Below are 19,017 nucleotides of genomic sequence, written 5' to 3' on the forward strand. Positions count from 1 at the left end.
TGAACAACTTCAAAATGTCGATGCTTTCTCTTCGTGTCAGGATTTTCCTTTCGATGATTGTATTGATTGTTGTCGCATCTTTTTTATTGGCTTCTATTTCGATTATTCAGTTTAAGAATGAAGCCAAAGAATACCATCAGGAACGTCTCGAGCGCAAAGAAAATGCCGTAAAAGAACACATCAATTATGTGCTTTCTACGACGACCTATCCTTTAAAAACAGGAAATCTGGATCTTATTTTTAAAGATAAAATCCACGAACTGGCCCAGATTCACAAAATCGAAATCAATATTTACAGCCTTGACGGAAAACTACTAAAATCATCAAAAGAATCATTTGCGGTTGATAAAGTAGCGCCTCCTGTTCCGGATTATATCCTGAAATTAGTACGTTCATCCATCGAAAAGCGTTTTGTAGACATTAAAACCATCGACGGAGTCAAAAATCGTTCATCATATAGTTTGATCAAAGACGAAAAATTTAAACCGCTAGGTATTTTAAATCTTCCTTATTTAGAAGACGACGGTTATTATGATAACGAGTTGAATACTTTTTTGATTCGTTTAAGTCAAGTGTATTCGTTTATGTTGGTTGTCGCTTTTGCATTGGCCTATTTCCTTTCGACTTATATCACGAAATCGCTGAAAACGATTTCAGATCGTTTAGAAGAAACCAATCTGGATCAGAAAAATGAGAAAATTGTGTTAGAAGCCAATAGCAAAGAAGTTAACTTCTTGATAAAGGCTTATAACGGAATGGTTGAAAAACTCGAAACCAGTGCCATAAAACTTGCCCAAAGCGAGCGTGAAGAAGCGTGGCGTGAGATGGCAAAGCAAGTAGCGCACGAAATTAAAAACCCGCTTACGCCGATGCGTTTGACCGTTCAGAGTTTTCAACGTAAGTTTGATCCAACAGCTCCGGATGTAAAACAGAAATTAAACGATTATTCTGAAACTTTAATCCAACAAATAGATACGATGACGGCGGTAGCTTCGGCATTTTCGAATTTTGCTTCGATGCCGGCGCAACAAAACGAAACCTTAAATGTGGTCGAGGTTGTAGAGCTTTCATTAGATATTTTCAACGAAGATTATATTGTTTTCGAAAGCGAAGAAGAAGAGATTATCTCAAAAATGGATCGTACGCAATTGATCCGTGTCATTACGAATCTCGTTAAAAATGCAACGCAGGCGATTCCCGAAAGTCAGTTTCATAAATCTATTGTAGTTACTGTAAAGCGTAGAGACAATAATGTTGAAATTGCCGTAAAAGACAACGGAATCGGAATCCAGAAACAAGATACCAGTAGAATCTTCGAGCCAAAATTTACCACCAAAACCAGCGGAATGGGACTAGGACTCGGAATTATAAAAAACATTATCGAAAATTACAAAGGAACAATTACCTTTGAATCAACATACGGAAAAGGAACTACATTTACCGTTTCTTTACCTATCACAAACTCATAAAATCAGCGTCATGAACTACGAAAATCTTTTAATCTCGATTGAAGAAAAAATTGCGACCGTAACCATTAACAGACCTACAAAACTAAACGCTTTAAACAAAGCTACGATTAGCGATCTAGGTAAAGCAATAAAATTATTAGGCAAAAATGATGATGTTCGGGTAATCATAATTACCGGAAGTGGCGAAAAAGCATTTGTTGCCGGAGCCGATATTTCAGAATTTGCCAATTATACGATTGTCGAAGGCGCACAATTAGCAGCCGAAGGACAAGAAAAGTTGTTTGATTTTATCGAAAATTTAAAGAAACCCGTAATTGCTGCAGTAAATGGTTTTGCTCTTGGCGGTGGTTTAGAATTGTCTATGGCATGTCATTTTAGAGTCGCTTCAGAGAATGCAAAAATGGGATTGCCGGAAGTTAGTTTAGGATTAATTCCGGGTTACGGAGGAACACAGCGTTTACCACAATTAGTAGGTAAAGGACGTGCGATGGAAATGATCATGACTGCAGCAATGATTTCGGCCGAAGAAGCCAAACAATACGGCTTAGTAAATCACGTTGTACCTCAGGCGGAACTTTTAGATTTTACTACTGGAATTGCACAAAAAATCATTAAAAATGCTCCTTTTGCAATTACTAAAGCGATAAAAGCGATCAATGCCAATTATAAAGACGGTAAAGATGGTTTCGATACCGAAATAAAATCATTCGGAAAATGTTTCGGAACTCAGGATTTTAAAGAGGGAACAACAGCATTCTTAGAAAAACGTAAAGCTGAATTTACAGGGAAATAATTTTCTTAACCGCAAAGTTCGCAAAGATTTACGCAAAGGACACAAGGAAATTAAAAAACTTAGCGAACATTGCGTAAATCTTTGCGAACTTTGCGGTTAAATAATAACACAAACAATATGTCCTACGAATCAATATTTGCTCTTTTTTGCGAACGCGTCAAAGAAAGCATTCAAGCCGGTACTTTTGCCAAACTAACTCTGGCAAAAACCATCGGTGATACCGAAATCAAAAACATCTATTTCCGTTTAGCGATAAACGAAGATAACACCTATTCAATCGCATTAACAACGCGCTACAAAACCGAAGAAATCGAAAGTATTCATGCTTTAGACGAAGCTTTATTGATGTTGGGAACTTACATCAAAAATCCGTTTTTAACTGCTTTGTTATTTACTACAGATAATGATATAACTTTCAAAGTGAATAAGAAAAATGCAGGAAGTATTATTGAGCAAGAACCAACATTTAAAAATGCGTCGCCGGTAATGTTAGAAATGATCGAGAAAGGAATTGTTTAATAATGGCTTTTAGGATTTCTAGGAGCTAATCCCGCTATCCGTTATAATCTTTTGTGCCGAACCCCGGCACAAAAGGATTTTCACTTCTATCGGGGCTAGGACATTCGGTGTGTGTCAGGCTGAACGATCCCGAAGTTTCGGAAGAAGCCCTCGTTTCCTGAATTCGTCATCATCAACGGATTAAAATCCGTTGCTACAAAATAGTTCGTTCCTCCGGAACTTTATAAAAAATCTTCGTGAACCTTCGTGCAATTCTCCGTGAATCTCTGTGAAATAACCCTAAACCAGCTTCACAAACAAATTCGAAGCTATTTTATTCGAAATAGACAATTCACGACCATCAATTTTAATCTTAACAGATAAGTCGAACGATTCTTTAGACAAAAGTTGAATTTGCGAACCGAGAGCAATTTCTTGTTTGTCCAGATATTTCAAAAATTCAGATGAAGTATCTTTAACCCCCACACAAACTCCGGTTTGATTGTCTGTTAATTCAGAAAGTAAGTATTTCTCGATCTTAACAATTCTTCCATGAGCGTCGGGAATCGGATCACCATGCGGATCTTCGGTAGGATTTCCCAGAAAATCATCCAGACGATTAATCAATTGTTCGGATTTGATGTGTTCCAGTTGCTCAGCAATATCATGAACTTCGTCCCAAGAGAAATTTAATTTATCCACTAAAAAAACTTCCCACAAACGATGTTTTCGAACAATCATTTTGGCTGCTAACTTTCCGTTTTCGGTCAAAGAAACGCCCTGGTACTTTTTATAATTCACCAAATCTTTATCCGCCAGCTTTTTGAGCATATCCGTAACCGATGAAGCTTTAGTCTCCATCATTTCAGCAATAGCGTTCGTACTTACTTCTGAATCATTAGAAGTTGTAAGATGATAAATCGATTTTAGATAATTTTCTTCTGAAAAAGTCATTTTTTGCAAGGTTCTAAGGTTCTGAGTTGCTAAGGTTCTAAGTTAAAAGCCTCAAAGGAAAAACCTCAGAAACTTAGCAACTCAGAACCTTAGGCACTATTTTTTAACAATCAACAAAGGTATTGAAATTTTATGTCTCAATTTGTCTACCGTTGTGCCAAATAAAATATCTTTTAATCCAGTGTGGCCGTGGGTTCCCATAACTAGAATGTCAAAATTTCCGGTATTAATAATCTTCGGAATCACCGTGTTAGGTTTTCCAAAACCAAGTTCAGTTTCGATCCTGAATCCCTTCTGCGAAAGCATTTCTTTATATTCTAATAATAATTTTTCGTCGATAGTCGTCTCGTGATCGTCAACATGTTGCCCATACATTAATGCACCAACGGTTTCTACAATGTGAATTAAGGTGTATTGCGCGTCGATTCCGCCCAATTCGAAGGCATTATTTAGTGCAGCTTCATCTGCTTTAGAAAAGTCTACAGAAATCGCTATGTTTTTCTTGCTATAAATTTCTTTAGGCGCATACACTAATTTTAAATGATGAGGTGAATGATTATCAATATTTGATTTTGCTCTTGCTATAAAAGGTTTGAAAACAATATAAAGTAATAAGCCTAAAAATCCAAAAGCAAGCGGAACAACCGTTAACCAAAGAATTATTGGATGACTTGCAGCTTCAATCCATGAACTAATTTCGTCGTAAACCAATTTTGCATTCAGCGAAACAATAATCAAAGCAATAATCCAGGCAGCTATTTGTGTAGTTCGTGAAATGTGAAAACCCTTCATTTTAGATTTATCACTCACAAAATGAATCAAGGGAATAATTGCAAAACCTAATTGCAAACTCAAAATTACCTGGCTCAGAATCAATAGTTTTCCCGTTACGCTATCTCCATAAATTAAGATCACGACAACAGCCGGAACAATCGCAATCAAACGGGTTATAATGCGTCGAACCCAAGGCTGAATTCTTAAATTCAAATAACCTTCCATTACGATCTGACCTGCTAAAGTTCCCGTAACGGTCGAGCTTTGTCCTGCAGCAATCAAAGCAACGGCAAATAAAATGGGCGCCCATTTGGTTCCTAATAAAGGTTCGAGAAATTGGTGTGCATCCTGAATTTCGGCAACTTCAAACATTCCATTTTTATAAAATGTAGCTGCGGCTAAAATTAAAATGGCAGCATTTACAAAAAAGGCCAGGTTAAGGGCAATGGTTGAATCAATAAGATTATATTTCAACGCTTGTTTTATTCCCGCCGGAGTTCTGTCGAATTTTCGGGTTTGAACTAAAGAGGAATGCAGGTATAAGTTGTGAGGCATGACGGTTGCTCCAATAATCCCGATAGCAATGTATAAAGCGGCAGAATTGGGCATTGAAGGAATAAGTCCGTAGAGTACTTTATCTAATTCAGGTTCTGCAAAAATCATTTCGAAAATGAACGAGAAACCAATAATGGCGACTAATACAATAATAAAAGCCTCCATTTTACGGATCCCTTTATTGATTAAGAACAATAATAAGAAGGTATCTAAAACGGTAATTAAAACGCCTTCGATCAACGGAATATCAAAAAGGAGATTGATCCCGATTGCCATTCCTAAAACTTCAGCAAGATCACAAGCCGCAATGGCAATTTCAGCCAGAAAGTATAAAATATAGTTGATGAATTTCGAATAGGTTTCTCTTGATGCCTGCGCTAAGTCACGTTGTGTCACAATTCCTAAACGTGCGCTTAAGCTTTGAAGCAACAAAGCCATTAAGTTGCTCATTAACAAAACCCAAAGCAAAGAATACCCAAACTGGCTACCACCGGCAATATCTGTTGCCCAGTTTCCCGGGTCCATATATCCAACACTTACTAAATATGCCGGGCCTAAAAAGGCTAATATTTTTCTGAAACCTGTTTTTTTATTTTGTGTTGCGACCGATTGGTGAACTTCTTCTAAAGATTTACCCATTGTAAAAATGTTGTTTGAACAAATATATAGAAAAATTATATTCGCTCAACAATATTTTTAGACAAGTCTAAAACTTAAATGTTAGAATTCAAACAATTTGGGCATAATCCTGACAACGTAAAGTTTATATCATTGACTTTGTAATTGTGCGGAATAATATAACTCGGCTTTACATTTTCAAGGCAAGTTATTTCCAAACACTTCTCACAACTAAAATGAGCATGATTATGAATGTGCACACGTTGTGCATGATGATGGCATTTTGCATACTTAACCGTTCCGTCAAGATTCACGATTTTATGAACGATATCGTCATTTACTAATCGTTCTAAGATTCTGTAAATGGTAACACGATCGCATAAATCTCCCGTTTGTTTCTGAATTTCGGCGTGCGAGAGCGCGGTTTTAGATTTACCAAATATCTCTAAAACGGCCGTCTTTGCTACTGTATTTCTTGTTGTTTTCATTTTTATGGAATTAAAAATATTATCGCAACAATGTTGCAATTAAAAATAATTGATATATTTGCAACAAAATTGCATTAAGCAAATGTACTGAAAATGAAGAAATTTACCACACCTTTTTACGATATTTTAGGAATCTCAAGTGCAACCATTTGTTTGGTTCATTGTCTGGTTTTTCCGCTTTTAACAATTTTGCCAATAGGTTTAAGCCACAATCCTTTTATCGATTTGATATTTGCGGTGATGGGACTTTTTGCCATTTTCAAAATTATAAATAAATCCAGTCTTTTAATATCTACAATCCTTGTTATTTCTATGGCATTGATCTGGATTAGCGTTTTAAGCGAACTTTTTCTGGAGATTCATCTTGATCTGATCTTTATTGGAGGTATCGGAATGATCATCGGGCATTTTTTAAATTATAAAAATCATAAACAATCGTAACAATGAAAAAATTACCCGTAACGGTACTAAGCGGATTTCTGGGTGCCGGAAAAACAACGCTCCTCAATCATATTCTTCATAACAAAGACGGATTAAAAGTTGCTGTCATTGTCAATGATATGAGCGAAGTAAATATTGATGTGCGGCTCGTGAAAAATGAACATACTTTATCAAGGACCGAAGAGAAATTAGTAGAAATGACCAATGGCTGTATTTGCTGCACCTTACGGGAAGATTTAATGATTGAAGTCGAAAAATTAGCCAAAGAAAACAGATTTGATTATTTGCTTATAGAAAGTACTGGAATTAGCGAGCCTATTCCCGTTGCACAGACTTTTTCTTTTGTGAATGAAGATGAGAATATCGATTTATCGAGATTTAGTTATATCGATACGATGGTTACGGTGGTGGATAGTTTTAATTTCTTTAAAGATTTTGGTTCTGCCAAAACATTACAGGAGCAAAATTTATCTGATATTGAAAATGATAATCGAACAATTGTGAATCTTTTGGTCGATCAGGTAGAGTTTGCTAACGTGATTATTTTGAATAAAACAGATCTAATCAGTTCTGAATCATTGGAAATACTGAAAGCTTCGATTCAAAAACTCAATCCAGTGGCGAGAATAATTACTTCGGTTTTAGGGAAAGTGAATCCAAATGAAATTATAAATACTGGATTATTCAATTATGAAGATGCTGAAAATTCCGCAGGTTGGATTAGAGAATTAGAAGGAATTCATACGCCCGAAACCGAAGAATACGGAATCAATTCTTTTGTGTTTCGGGATTCAAAACCTTTTCATCCCAATCGATTATGGAATTTCATTACTTTTCATTTTCCGTCCAACATTATTCGAAGCAAAGGATTATTATGGATGGCATCAAGACCGGAGCAGGCCATTAACTGGAGTCAGGCGGGCGGATCTATGAAAGCCGAAGGTGCCGGAGTTTGGTGGGCAAGTATGCCGCTCAGCGAAAGAATGACTTTTAACAATTTTGTTGAATTTCAGGATATTATAGAAGAACGCTGGACTTCTAAATTTGGGGACAGACTCAACGAAATTGTTTTTATTGGCCAAAAGATCAATGAAACTGAAATTATCAAAGAACTTAATAACTGTCTTTGCACCGAAGATGAAATTGTAGATTATCATGACGGTTTCTTCTCTACAAAAGATCCTTTTCCAATTCCGAGAAATTAGTAAAAAACTTAAAACTATGATATACAATAATAAATACGACGTTATAATTATCGGAGGTAGCTATAGCGGACTTTCGGCGGCAATGAGCTTGGGGCGTTCTTTACGACACGTTTTAGTGATCGATAGTGGTTTGCCTTGCAACAGACAAACACCACATTCGCATAATTTTATCACGCACGATGGAGAGAAACCAGCTATAATTTCGGCGAAAGCCAAAACCCAGGTAGACTTTTATGAAACGGTTCAATTTTATAACGGACTTGCCATTAGCGCCATTAAAACAGAATCTGGTTTTGAAATAGAAACTCAGTCGGGAAAGATTTTTACATCTAAAAAAGTATTGTTTGCAACAGGCGTAAAAGATTTACTGCCACAAATTCCTGGTTTTGCAGAATGTTGGGGAATTTCGGTTTTGCATTGTCCGTATTGTCACGGTTATGAAGTAAAAAAAGAAAAAACTGCCATCGTAGCCAATGGTGATATGGCTTTTGATTATGCTAAAATGATTTCGAACTGGACAAAAGATTTAAGATTGATTACCAATGGGAAATCGAAATTGACTTTAGAGCAAACTCAAATGCTGAAGAAACATAAAGTTGAAATTATCGAACATGAAATCGAGGCTTTGGAACACGAAAACGGAAATGTTCAGCATATTGTCTTTAAAAATCAATCAAAAGTATCCGTAAAAGCGATTTATTTCAGAGCACCTTTTGAGCAGCATTGTTCTTTACCGGAATCTTTAGGCTGTGAATTGACAGAACAAGGTTTATTGAAAGTAGATCCTTTTCAGAAAACGACAATTGCAGGAGTTTTTGCGAGTGGAGATTGTCACATTCAGGCACGGTCTGTTGCAATGGCGGTTTCTTCAGGATCTTTTGCAGGAGCGATGATCAATAGAGAAATTATTGACGAAGAATTTATTTAACTTAAACCTGATTGAATGTAAACGAAAACAAAAAAAGCTCTAGCTAAGCCTCTAAAATTTGGCTAAAGTCTTTTTTTATTCAATCTTGTTCCCCTAGCTGGAGCTAGGGGCTATGCAAAGAACGTTCGGTTTTTAAAACATAAAGAAACTATATAAATCAATGTTTGAAATTTCTTTTTTTTGTGCCGTTAGGCACTAAATACCGGTAGAAAACAGGAATTGAAATATAATTGAAGCGTGCCGTAGGTACGCAACAAAACGATAGCTGTTGCGTACCTACGGCACGCTAAACTAATTGTGAATTAATGACTACCAATATTTAGTGCCTAACGGCACATTAAACCTTTGATAACATAGCTATTGCAACCGCTTAAAAAGGCATTTCAACTTTGCATTAATTCACATAGACTATGCGAAGAAAGCGAGCTTTCTTTTACTGCTTGAAAAAGAAACTATAAAACCTATGTTTTTATATGTTAAAAATAACTCCAAAGTATTGAATTAAAACACATTTAAAAGTTTTTTACTTTAGAAACATTATTTGTCAAATTTAATTTTTAGTTTTGTCTAAATTTAATTTTATAAGAATGAAAAAACTATTTTTGATATTGCTTTTATTTGGTTTGCAAATTTCGTTCGCTCAGGAAACTTCTAATATTTCAGGATTTATCTCAGGCGAGCGGCATAAATTACAGTTGGTAAATGTTCAGTTAACAGGAACAAAACATAAAACGGTTACCGATAGTTTAGGGTTTTATAAATTAGAAAATGTTGCAGTTGGCAGTTATACGTTACAAGTTTCTCAAATAGGTTTCCAGACAATAAGGAAGAAAATAGAAGTTATTGAAGATTCTATTCAGTCCTATGACTTTGAATTAACGGATAACGAAAATCAACTGAACGAAGTGGTAGTTTCGGGGACTTTAAAAGCGGTAAGAAGATTAGAAAGTGCTGTTCCGGTTGAGGTTTATTCGCCGGTTTTCTTCAAGAAGAATCCAACGCCAAGTATTTATGAAGCACTTCAAAACATCAATGGCGTTCGGCCACAGCTCAATTGTGGCGTTTGCAACACGGGAGATATTCATATCAACGGTTTAGAAGGTCCGTATACTTTGGTTTTGATAGACGGAATGCCAATCGTGAGTAGCCTTTCAACCGTTTATGGATTATCCGGAATCCCTAATTCTTTGGTCGAAAGAATCGAAATTGTAAAAGGCCCGGCATCGTCTCTTTATGGAAGTGAAGCGGTTGGAGGTTTGATCAACATTATTACCAAGAACCCAACCAACGCGCCTTTGTTTTCTGCGGATGTTTTTACGACTTCGTATCTGGAAACCAATGTCGATTTGGGAATGAAATTCAGCCCGACTAAAAAATCAACAACACTTTTGGGAATCAATTATTTCGATTACAATCAGGTTGTCGATAAAGACAGGGATGGTTTTACTGATGTTACACTTTCGCAAAGAATTTCGGTTTTTAATAAATGGAATTTTCAAAGAGAAAATAACCGTTTGTTTAGCATCGCAGCACGCGGAATGTATGAAGACCGTTGGGGAGGCGACGTGCGTTGGGAGAAAAAATACCGAGGTGGCGATGAAATTTATGGCGAAAGTATTTATACCAAAAGAGGAGAGTTAATAGGAAGTTATCAATTGCCATTCGAAGAAAAACTAATGCTTTCGTTCTCCGGAAATGTGCATTATCAGGACAGTCGTTACGGAACAACATCGTATATCGCCAATCAAAAAATAGGTTTCCTGCAATTGACCTGGGATAAAAAAATTGGTCGAAATGATTTTCTTGCAGGAATTGCCACTCGATATTCGTATTACGACGATAATACAACTGCCACAAAAGAACCGGAAAGTACGTGGTTGCCGGGAATTTTTGTTCAGGACGAAATTACGCTGTCTCCAAAAAGTCAGGTTTTGTTAGGAATGCGTTATGATTATAATTCGATTCACGGTTCGATTTATACGCCTAGAGTTGCATATCGATGGAAAGCGAATGACAATACTATTTTTCGTTTGAATGCGGGAACCGGATTTCGTGTTGTCAATTTATTTACCGAAGATCACGCGGCGCTTACAGGTTCCAGGGATGTGGTGATTAAAAGCGATCTGAAACCGGAACGATCTGTAAATGCAAACCTGAATTACATTCAGAAAATAAACTTTACAAACGGAACTTTTATAGGAATAGAAACAACGGTTTTTTATACACGCTTCAGCAATAAAATTATATCCGATTATGAAACGGATCCCAATAAAATCATTTACGATAACATCAATGGTTATGCCATTAGCCAGGGAATTAGTACTAACGTTGATTTGAACCTCACAAACGGATTAAAATTTATTCTTGGAGCCACAGTTTTAGATAATAAAAATGTTCTGGACGGAATTTCAGAAAGACCTTTTCTAACTGAAAAATTCACGGGAACCTGGAGTATTTCTTATAAGATAGAACCGTGGAATTTATCATTGGATTATACCGGGAATGTATACAGCCCAATGAAATTGCCTTTATTGAGCGATTTAGATCCAAGAGATCCAAACTCGCCGTGGTATAGTATTCAGAATATTCAGTTTACATATTTTGGCTGGAAGAATTTTGAATTGTATGGCGGAGTAAAGAATCTATTGAACTTCACGCCAAAACGAAATAATCCGTTTTTGATTTCGAGAACCAATGATCCTTTCGATAAAAATGTACAATATGATGCAGCCGGAAAAGTTTTGGTAACGCCTGACAATCCGTACGGTTTGACTTTTGATACAACTTATGTCTACGGGCAAAACCAAAAGATTCGTGGTTTTTTTGGGTTGCGATATACTTTGAGATAAGTTATTAATGATGGCACACAGATTAGACGGATTAAACAGGTTTTCGCTGATTCATATTTTTAAAATTGTTGATAAACATCTGTCAGGCTGAGCGGAGTCGAAGCCCGCTCCAACTTACAAGCCTTCGACTCCGCTCAGGATGACAGTCGAGTTTGTATCATTTAAAATGAAGGAAGTTTTTTTTGCCACGAATTGCACGAATTATCACGAATTTAATTAGTGTAAATTAGTGTGATTCGTGGCAAACTTTTTTCCAGTATTAAAAATAAAATCATTTTTAATCTTTCCAATCTGTGGCAAAACAAACAAAACAAATGAAAAAGCTATTACTTATAATCTTCTTAGCTATAACTTCAACAGGATTTTGCCAGTTAAAGCAACATTCTTTTGAGGAAGTGGATAGTTTGCAGCAGATTCAAAAGAAGAAAATAATCGTTTTTATTCATACCAATTGGTGTCACTTTTGCCAACGAATGAAACAAACGACTTTCAAAAATCAGGAAATCATTGATAAACTGAATTCGGATTTTTATTTTGTGGATTTGAATGCAGAGGAAAAACGAGATATTAATTTTAATAATCAGATTTTTAAATACAAACCTTCGGGGAACAATGTTGGTGTTCATGAATTGGCCTTGCAATTAGGAACGATCAAGAATCAAATCGTATATCCGGTTTTATGTGTTTTGAATGAAAAGAAGGAGATTCTCCTACAATACAACAACTATCTTAATTCAAAGGATTTTAAACTACTTTTAGAAAAATTGGAAGAATAAAATTTGTTATTTTTGAGAATGCAATCTTCACAAATCAAACACTTCGACTACATTTTTACAGGATCAGGTTTATCTGCTTTGATGACCGTTTATAAAATGGTAATGTCTGGAAAATTCAGTGATAAATTAATTTTATTGTTAGACGAAGATTCGAAGAAAACCAATGACAGAACATGGTGTTTTTGGGCAAAAGATGAAACGCTTTGGAATTCTATCATCTTTAAAAAATGGGATTTGGCTCTTTTTGCCAATGAAGATTTCAAACGTGATTTAGCGTTGAAACCTTATCAATACAATCAAATACGAGGATTAGATTTCTATAATTTTGTTTTTACAGCGATTTCAAAACATCAAAACATTACTTTTTTAAACGAAAAAGTAACCGATATCAATGAACTCGAAACCCATGTTTTTGTGGGTACAGATGAAAACAGATATACCTGCGATTATTTATTCAATAGTATTTACACCAAAGCTTTTGCTTTAAGTCAAACCAAATATCCGGTTTTGCAACAACATTTTATAGGTTGGTTTGTAAAAACCGAAGAGGAAATTTTCAATTCGGAACAAGCGACTTTCATGGATTTTTCGGTTGAACAAAGGGGGAACACACGTTTTATGTATGTTTTGCCTATTTCTAAAACCGAAGCTTTAATAGAATATACACTCTTTTCTGAAGATCTTCTGCCAAAAGAAGAATACGAAAACGAGATTCAAATTTACTTGCGAAATCTCGGAGCTGATCAATATCAAATTATTGAGAAGGAGCAAGGGAGTATTCCAATGACGTGTTTTCCTTTTTGGAAAAAGAATACAAAACGAGTCCTGAATATAGGAACTGCCGGCGGATGGACAAAAGCAAGTACGGGTTATACTTTTAAAAATTCAGATAAAAAATCTTCAAAATTAGTTGATTTTCTAATAGATAGAAGTCCTTCGATTCCGCTCACGATGACAATGTTTTACAAGAAAAACAAATTTTGGTTTTATGATTTATTGCTTTTAGATATTCTGTATCGTCATAATGAGTTAGGAAGTGCTATTTTTTCATCCATGTTCAAAAAAGGAAACCCAGCTTTAATTTTTAAATTTCTGGATGAAGAAACCTCTTTGCCTCAAGATGTTAAAGTTATTTTAAAGTGTCCTAAAATGCCATTTATAAAGGCGTTATTTAGAGTGATTTTTCTTTCAAATAATTTTAACAAAAAGCAATAACCTTTGAAAAATATTACTTTAGGATTTAGTCTCTTTTTTACTCTTTTATCTTTTGGACAAGTTTCTACAAACAAAAACCACGATGCAATTGTTGAAGAATTTCTAACCAATTGTGCAGAGAAACATAACTATGTTTTTGAAATGACCGCGTGGCAGGATTGTCTTGATCAGGGTCTTAAAAAAGACAGTACCGTTGCTTATTTATGGCAGCAAAAAGCAATGCCTTATTTTAAATGCAAAAAATACGAAGTTGGAATGCAATATCTGGATAAGGCTGTTTTGTACGACAAACAAGAATGGTTGCCTTACAGAGGTTTTATGAAATGTATTTTCTCAAGAAACTATAAAGATGCTATCAAAGATTTAGAAGAATGTATTAAACTCTATGGAAACGGTTATAGGATGGATCATACTTATGGTTTTTATATGGGACTTTGTTATTTGCAATTGAATGAGTACACAAAAGCAGAAAAACTTTTTGATGATTATGTAAATGATATTTATAAAAACAGGCAAAAATTAGAACATCCAACTGCTTATTTTTATCAGGGAATTGCTAAATATGAACTTAAAAAATGGGATGAAGCAATAGCTATTTTTGATAAAGCAATAAAAATTTATCCCGAATTCTCAGATGCTAAATATTACAAAGCCTTTTGCTTGCTTAAACAGGGGAAATCTAAAGAAGAAGTAATTGCTTTGGTAGGAATAGCGCGGGAAGACGCTGCAAAGGGATTTTCTATCAATGAAGACAATACAATCTACGAAACCTATCCCTACCAAAATAAATTTACGAAATAACATCAATTATAAATTAAAACTAGGTTATACTTTTTTTGTTTCAGGCAGATTTAGCAGAATATTTAAGGTGTTTTCTATCTAAAATATTTGTAGAAATTTAAAATAACCTGCATTTATCAGCCAAAATCCGCCAAATCTGCGGGCCATTTCTCATACCATAAAATATCAATTCAACTATAACAAAACTTTATACCTGAAATTAACTAGTTGCGAGTAAACTTTGTAACTTTGCAGATCAAAAGTAAAATTTAAAAATAAAGAGATATGTATCCAGAAGAAATGGTAAAACCAATGCAAGCTGAATTGACAACTGCAGGTTTTCAAGATTTACATAGTGCTGACGCTGTAGATAATGCTATCAAAGCCGAAGGTACCACTTTAGTTGTTGTAAACTCTGTTTGTGGTTGTGCTGCAAGAAATGCACGTCCGGGAGCAAAAATGAGTTTAGAAGGAGCTAAAAAACCAGATCACTTAATCACGGTTTTCGCAGGTGTTGACAAAGAAGCTGTTGATGCTGCAAGACAACATATGTTCCCTTTTCCTCCATCATCGCCATCTATGGCTTTGTTCAAAAACGGAGAGTTGGTTCACATGTTAGAGCGTCACCACATCGAAGGTCGCCCAGCAGAATTAATCGCTGAGAACTTGCAAGATGCGTTTAACGAGTATTGTTAATTAAGTTGCTGAGGTTCTAAGTTATATTAAAGACTGTCTATTTAGGCAGTCTTTTTTATTTGAAGCTAATCCAGCTGTCCGTTATATCTTTTGTGCCGAACACCGGCCCAAAAGGATGCCACTCCCATCTGGGCTAAAAATCAGAAATACTAAGAATTTTAGTTTTTCAACTTAGAACCTTAAGCAACTTAGCGTCTCAGGACCTTTGTGCCTAGGAACCTTTGCAACTTCGAACCTTTTTCCGTACTTTTGCACCTCAAAAAATAATTTCTAAACTTAAAAACTGTTTATAGCATGCAACTGTACAACACTTTAAGCGCAGAAGAAAGAGCCATCATGATCGATGATGCCGGTAAACAACGACTAACGTTGTCTTTCTATGCGTATGCCAAAATTCAAGATCCCAAAAAATTTCGCGATGATTTATTTGTAGCCTGGAATAAGCTTGATGCTTTAGGCCGAATTTATGTTGCCAACGAAGGAATAAATGCTCAGATGAGTATTCCGGAAGAAAATTTGGAGGCTTTTAGAACTACTCTTGAAGTTTATGATTTCATGAAAGGTATACGATTGAATGAAGCGGTAGAACACGATGATCATTCGTTTTTAAAATTGACTATTAAAGTTCGTGATAAAATCGTCGCTGACGGTTTGAACGACGAAACTTTTGATGTAACCGATATAGGCGTTCACTTGAAAGCCAAAGAATTTAATGAAATCCTTGATGATCCCAATACGATTGTAGTAGATTTTAGAAATCACTACGAAAGTGAAGTAGGACATTTTAAAGGCGCTATTACTCCAGACGTTGAAACGTTTAGAGAGAGTTTGCCTATAATCAACGATCAGCTTCAGAACCATAAAGATGATAAAAATCTGGTGATGTATTGCACCGGTGGAATTCGTTGCGAAAAAGCGAGTGCTTATTTTAAACACCAGGGCTTTAAAAATGTTTTTCAATTAGAAGGCGGAATCATTAATTACGCCAAACAAATTGAGGCAGAAGGTTTAGAAAGCAAATTTATTGGGAAAAACTTTGTATTTGATAATCGTCTTGGCGAAAGAATTACTGAAGATATTATCTCTCAATGCCACCAATGTGGAAAACCTTGTGACAATCACACCAATTGCGAAAATGACGGCTGTCATTTGTTATTTATTCAATGTGACGAATGTAAAGCTGCAATGGAAAACTGCTGTTCTACAGAATGTCTTGATGTTATACACATGCCTTTGGTTGACCAAGTTCGTTTAAGAACCGGAAAACAGGTTGGAAACAAAGTTTTTAGAAAAGGAAAATCTGAAAATCTAAAATTCAAACATTCAGGGGAATTATCAGATAATTCATTGGCTACAGTCGACCCGAGCTTAAGCGAACAGGCGAAGCAAAAGCCTGCCGATATTCGCCAAAAAATAAAAGTCAAAAAAGTACTTCTTGGTAAAGCGGAACATTATTATGTAAAAGCACAAGTTGGTCTTTTTACTTTAGAAAACCACGAATTAAATTCTGGTGATAAAATCTTAATTTCCGGGCCTACTACAGGTAATCAGGAATTGGTTTTAGATAAAATGATTGTCAACGATGCAGATGCCACTACTGCTAAAATTGGAGATCGAGTTACTTTTGAAGTTCCATTTCGTATTCGTTTGTCAGATAAGTTGTATAAAATTGTAAATTAGCTGAAATTTTAAGCTAATTTACATGTCGAATTCGTTTACCAAATTATGGATTCATGCAATTTGGGCAACCAAAAACCGTCAGGAATTAATTGATTATTCAATTGAGGAAAAATTGTATGATTATATCCGAGAGGAATTAATTGAACAAGGATGTCCCGTTAGAATCATTAATGGAATGCCGGATCATGTGCATGTTTTATTTTTACAAAATCCACAAAAAACTATCTCAGACCTTTTAAAGCAAATAAAAGGAAGTTCTTCGCATTTTATAAATAGTGGGGATTTTATCCTTGAAAAATTTGCCTGGCAAACGGGATTTGCGGCTTATTCAGTCAGCGAATCTCAGTGAGAGGTTGTGTATAATTATATAAAAAATCAAAAACAACATCATCTTAAGATCAATGGACAAGATGAATTTGATGAATTTGTAAAATTGCATAAACTGGGAAATAATACAAAATGATTGACGTTGCGTCCCCAAGGTTAAAACCCCGGGGTATGTGACAAAACGTTAAGAAATGTATTTAAAACATAGCGAACGGTTTCAACCGTTTGGATGGGGTAAGGGATGCTCTACTTTGCGTCCTCAAGGTTAAAACCTCGGGCTATGTCTAAAAATATTTAGAAAATGTATCTCGAAACATAGTGAACGGTTTCAACCGTTTGGAGGCGATATAAAATGCTCAATGATGCGTACCGATGTTTCAACCGTTTGGACACCATAAAATAGGGACTATATAATTGAAAAAAATAACCAATAGTTTTAACTATTGGAAACAATACAAATAAAAATGACAACAAATAACAAAATTGAATTGATGGCTCCCGCAGGGAGCTTTGATTCACTTCAGGCAGCGCTCGATAATGGCGCTGATTCTATTTATTTTGGAGTAGAACAACTTAATATGCGCGCGCGTTCGACAGTAAATTTTACTATGGATGATTTGCAGGAAATCGCCAATCGTTGTGAAGCCAAAAAAGTTAGAAGTTATCTGACTTTAAATACGATCATTTACGATCACGACTTATCTGTTGTAAGGACATTGTTGAATAAAGCCAAAGAAGCGAATATTACAGCTGTAATTGCCTCTGACCAAGCTGTGATTGCAATGGCAAGAACAATTGGAATGGAAGTTCATATTTCGACCCAATTGAATGTAACGAACATTGAGACCATAAAATTCTACAGTTTATTTGCTGATACTATGGTTTTAAGCCGTGAACTGAGTTTGCGTCAGGTAAAAAGTATTACTGATCAAATAGAGAAAGAAGAGATAAAAGGTCCAAACGGCAATTTAGTCGAAATCGAAATTTTTGGTCACGGTGCCTTGTGTATGGCGGTTTCAGGTAAATGTTATTTGAGTTTACATTCACATAATTCATCTGCAAATCGTGGAGCGTGCAAGCAAAACTGCCGAAAAAAATATACCGTTATCGATCAGGAAACTGGTTTTGAGATTGAAGTTGATAATGAATACCTGATGTCGCCTAAAGATTTATGTACGCTTGATTTTTTAGATCAGGTAATCGATTCTGGAATTCAGGTGCTGAAAATCGAAGGCCGTGGCCGTGCGCCGGAATATGTAGCAACGGTTATCAAAACGTATCGTGAAGCTATAGATTCGTATTACGAAAAAACGTTCTCTAAAGAAAAGGTTTTTGTTTGGATGGAAGCTTTGAATACAGTTTATAATCGTGGTTTTTGGTCAGGGTATTATCTGGGTCAGGAATTAGGAGAATGGAGTGATATTCCAGGTTCTGCGGCGACGCAAAAGAAAGTCTATGTAGGCAAGGGAACGCATTATTTCCCAAAAGCTGAAGTTGGACAATTCAAAATTGAAGCTTACGATATTAAGATTGGAGATAGAATTTTAGTTACCGGTCCAAGTACAGGAGCGCAGGAAATGATTATTGATGAAATGATGGTAAATGATTTGGTTTCTGAAAAGGCTACAAAAGGTGACGATTGTACTTTTAAATTGCCTTTCAGAATAAGAATGTCTGATAAATTATATAAAATAGTGGAGGCGTAATGGTTATCATCACTTTACAAAGAGACAAATGCATTGGCTGTAATTATTGCGTCGAAATGGATCCGGTTCATTTTCAAATGTCTAAAAAAGACGGCAAATCGGTTTTGATTCATTCGAAAGATGCGAAAGGCTTTTTTACTTTAAAATCTCCCAATCACACAATTGTCGAAAGTTGTGAATTGGCTGCGAAGGCTTGTCCGGTGAAGATTATTACGGTTAAGGAGACTTAGATTATTTTCCTGATTATAAATAAAAAGAGCCACAA

General features: G+C 35.6%; 17 protein-coding genes and 1 pseudogene. 15 read left to right on the plus strand and 3 right to left on the minus strand.

Translation table 11 applies throughout. The annotated features are described in order from the left end of the window. The first annotated feature begins 53 nt into the window (after positions 1–53). The 3 genes from ACQKCJ_RS00995 (at position 54) to ACQKCJ_RS01005 (ending at position 2,781) form a co-directional block, all read left to right on the plus strand. Entirely contained in the window at positions 54–1,469 is a 1,416-nt protein-coding gene (locus ACQKCJ_RS00995; protein ID WP_271334112.1) for a sensor histidine kinase, read from the plus strand. A gap of 10 nt (positions 1,470–1,479) precedes the next feature. Continuing rightward, positions 1,480–2,262, plus strand: coding sequence for an enoyl-CoA hydratase/isomerase family protein (locus ACQKCJ_RS01000; protein WP_271333936.1), 783 nt, complete (start codon positions 1,480–1,482; stop codon positions 2,260–2,262). Positions 2,263–2,379: 117 nt separating this feature from the next. Next, positions 2,380–2,781, plus strand: coding sequence for a hypothetical protein (locus ACQKCJ_RS01005; protein WP_271333937.1), 402 nt, complete (start codon positions 2,380–2,382; stop codon positions 2,779–2,781). Between the two features lie 279 nt (positions 2,782–3,060). Here ACQKCJ_RS01005 and ACQKCJ_RS01010 read toward each other — a convergent pair whose 3' ends face one another. The 3 genes from ACQKCJ_RS01010 to ACQKCJ_RS01020 all read right to left on the minus strand — a co-directional run bounded on the left by ACQKCJ_RS01010 (position 3,061) and on the right by ACQKCJ_RS01020 (position 6,149). Then, positions 3,061–3,714, minus strand: a complete 654-nt coding sequence (locus ACQKCJ_RS01010; protein WP_271333938.1) for a metal-dependent transcriptional regulator — start codon at positions 3,712–3,714, stop codon at positions 3,061–3,063. A gap of 96 nt (positions 3,715–3,810) precedes the next feature. Beyond that, complete coding sequence (locus tag ACQKCJ_RS01015; protein WP_271333939.1) at positions 3,811–5,682, minus strand: Nramp family divalent metal transporter; 1,872 nt, start codon at positions 5,680–5,682, stop codon at positions 3,811–3,813. A 74-nt stretch (positions 5,683–5,756) separates the two neighbouring features. Further along, positions 5,757–6,149 (minus strand): Fur family transcriptional regulator, encoded by a 393-nt coding sequence (locus ACQKCJ_RS01020; protein ID WP_271333940.1) that lies wholly within the window; start codon positions 6,147–6,149, stop codon positions 5,757–5,759. Positions 6,150–6,242: 93 nt separating this feature from the next. Here ACQKCJ_RS01020 and ACQKCJ_RS01025 point away from each other — a divergent pair, with 93 nt between their 5' ends. From ACQKCJ_RS01025 to ACQKCJ_RS01080, 12 genes and pseudogenes are all read left to right on the plus strand, one after another. After that, positions 6,243–6,590, plus strand: a complete 348-nt coding sequence (locus ACQKCJ_RS01025) for a MerC family mercury resistance protein (protein WP_427401177.1) — start codon at positions 6,243–6,245, stop codon at positions 6,588–6,590. A gap of 2 nt (positions 6,591–6,592) precedes the next feature. Then, positions 6,593–7,795: a GTP-binding protein gene (locus ACQKCJ_RS01030; RefSeq protein WP_427401178.1), complete on the plus strand. Its 1,203-nt coding sequence runs from the start codon at positions 6,593–6,595 to the stop codon at positions 7,793–7,795. Between the two features lie 16 nt (positions 7,796–7,811). Then, positions 7,812–8,723, plus strand: coding sequence for an NAD(P)/FAD-dependent oxidoreductase (locus tag ACQKCJ_RS01035; RefSeq protein WP_271333943.1), 912 nt, complete (start codon positions 7,812–7,814; stop codon positions 8,721–8,723). A 587-nt stretch (positions 8,724–9,310) separates the two neighbouring features. Then, positions 9,311–11,572: a TonB-dependent receptor gene (locus ACQKCJ_RS01040; protein ID WP_427401179.1), complete on the plus strand. Its 2,262-nt coding sequence runs from the start codon at positions 9,311–9,313 to the stop codon at positions 11,570–11,572. Positions 11,573–11,886: 314 nt separating this feature from the next. Continuing rightward, positions 11,887–12,348 (plus strand): thioredoxin family protein, encoded by a 462-nt coding sequence (locus ACQKCJ_RS01045; protein ID WP_271333945.1) that lies wholly within the window; start codon positions 11,887–11,889, stop codon positions 12,346–12,348. 18 nt (positions 12,349–12,366) lie between these two features. Further along, complete coding sequence (locus ACQKCJ_RS01050) at positions 12,367–13,563, plus strand: lycopene cyclase family protein (RefSeq protein ID WP_427401257.1); 1,197 nt, start codon at positions 12,367–12,369, stop codon at positions 13,561–13,563. Positions 13,564–13,566: 3 nt separating this feature from the next. Beyond that, the gene (locus ACQKCJ_RS01055; protein WP_271333946.1) at positions 13,567–14,364 is read left to right on the plus strand and encodes a tetratricopeptide repeat protein; all 798 of its coding nucleotides are present in this window, start codon (positions 13,567–13,569) and stop codon (positions 14,362–14,364) included. 264 nt (positions 14,365–14,628) lie between these two features. Further along, positions 14,629–15,039, plus strand: coding sequence for a BrxA/BrxB family bacilliredoxin (locus tag ACQKCJ_RS01060; protein WP_271333947.1), 411 nt, complete (start codon positions 14,629–14,631; stop codon positions 15,037–15,039). A 294-nt stretch (positions 15,040–15,333) separates the two neighbouring features. Next, positions 15,334–16,719, plus strand: a complete 1,386-nt coding sequence (locus ACQKCJ_RS01065; RefSeq protein ID WP_427401180.1) for a rhodanese-related sulfurtransferase — start codon at positions 15,334–15,336, stop codon at positions 16,717–16,719. Positions 16,720–16,741: 22 nt separating this feature from the next. Then, a pseudogene (gene tnpA, locus ACQKCJ_RS01070) lies at positions 16,742–17,182 on the plus strand (IS200/IS605 family transposase). A 328-nt stretch (positions 17,183–17,510) separates the two neighbouring features. Next, entirely contained in the window at positions 17,511–18,752 is a 1,242-nt protein-coding gene (locus ACQKCJ_RS01075; protein WP_271333950.1) for a peptidase U32 family protein, read from the plus strand. Beyond that, the gene (locus tag ACQKCJ_RS01080) at positions 18,752–18,982 is read left to right on the plus strand and encodes a ferredoxin (RefSeq protein ID WP_271333951.1); all 231 of its coding nucleotides are present in this window, start codon (positions 18,752–18,754) and stop codon (positions 18,980–18,982) included. The genes ACQKCJ_RS01075 and ACQKCJ_RS01080 overlap by 1 nt, the downstream gene beginning before the upstream one ends. The last annotated feature ends 35 nt before the right edge of the window (positions 18,983–19,017 follow it).

It is taken from the genome of Flavobacterium sp. NPDC079362, from assembly GCF_050267765.1.
In the GTDB taxonomy this organism is placed as follows: Bacteria; Bacteroidota; Bacteroidia; order Flavobacteriales; family Flavobacteriaceae; genus Flavobacterium; species Flavobacterium azizsancarii.

Bases quoted from the DNA above. Each gene is read 5' to 3' on its own strand.
- ACQKCJ_RS01065 (WP_427401180.1), top strand. From the start codon at position 15,334: ATGCAACTGTACAACACTTTAAGCGCAGAAGAAAGAGCCATCATGATC.
- ACQKCJ_RS01010 (WP_271333938.1), bottom strand. From the start codon at position 3,714: ATGACTTTTTCAGAAGAAAATTATCTAAAATCGATTTATCATCTTACA.
- ACQKCJ_RS01060 (WP_271333947.1), top strand. From the start codon at position 14,629: ATGTATCCAGAAGAAATGGTAAAACCAATGCAAGCTGAATTGACAACT.
- ACQKCJ_RS01045 (WP_271333945.1), top strand. From the start codon at position 11,887: ATGAAAAAGCTATTACTTATAATCTTCTTAGCTATAACTTCAACAGGA.
- ACQKCJ_RS01040 (WP_427401179.1), top strand. From the start codon at position 9,311: ATGAAAAAACTATTTTTGATATTGCTTTTATTTGGTTTGCAAATTTCG.
- ACQKCJ_RS01035 (WP_271333943.1), top strand. From the start codon at position 7,812: ATGATATACAATAATAAATACGACGTTATAATTATCGGAGGTAGCTAT.
- ACQKCJ_RS01075 (WP_271333950.1), top strand. From the start codon at position 17,511: ATGACAACAAATAACAAAATTGAATTGATGGCTCCCGCAGGGAGCTTT.
- ACQKCJ_RS01050 (WP_427401257.1), top strand. From the start codon at position 12,367: ATGCAATCTTCACAAATCAAACACTTCGACTACATTTTTACAGGATCA.
- ACQKCJ_RS01020 (WP_271333940.1), bottom strand. From the start codon at position 6,149: ATGAAAACAACAAGAAATACAGTAGCAAAGACGGCCGTTTTAGAGATA.
- ACQKCJ_RS01000 (WP_271333936.1), top strand. From the start codon at position 1,480: ATGAACTACGAAAATCTTTTAATCTCGATTGAAGAAAAAATTGCGACC.
- ACQKCJ_RS01015 (WP_271333939.1), bottom strand. From the start codon at position 5,682: ATGGGTAAATCTTTAGAAGAAGTTCACCAATCGGTCGCAACACAAAAT.
- ACQKCJ_RS01080 (WP_271333951.1), top strand. From the start codon at position 18,752: ATGGTTATCATCACTTTACAAAGAGACAAATGCATTGGCTGTAATTAT.
- ACQKCJ_RS01005 (WP_271333937.1), top strand. From the start codon at position 2,380: ATGTCCTACGAATCAATATTTGCTCTTTTTTGCGAACGCGTCAAAGAA.
- ACQKCJ_RS01030 (WP_427401178.1), top strand. From the start codon at position 6,593: ATGAAAAAATTACCCGTAACGGTACTAAGCGGATTTCTGGGTGCCGGA.
- ACQKCJ_RS00995 (WP_271334112.1), top strand. From the start codon at position 54: ATGATTGTATTGATTGTTGTCGCATCTTTTTTATTGGCTTCTATTTCG.
- ACQKCJ_RS01025 (WP_427401177.1), top strand. From the start codon at position 6,243: ATGAAGAAATTTACCACACCTTTTTACGATATTTTAGGAATCTCAAGT.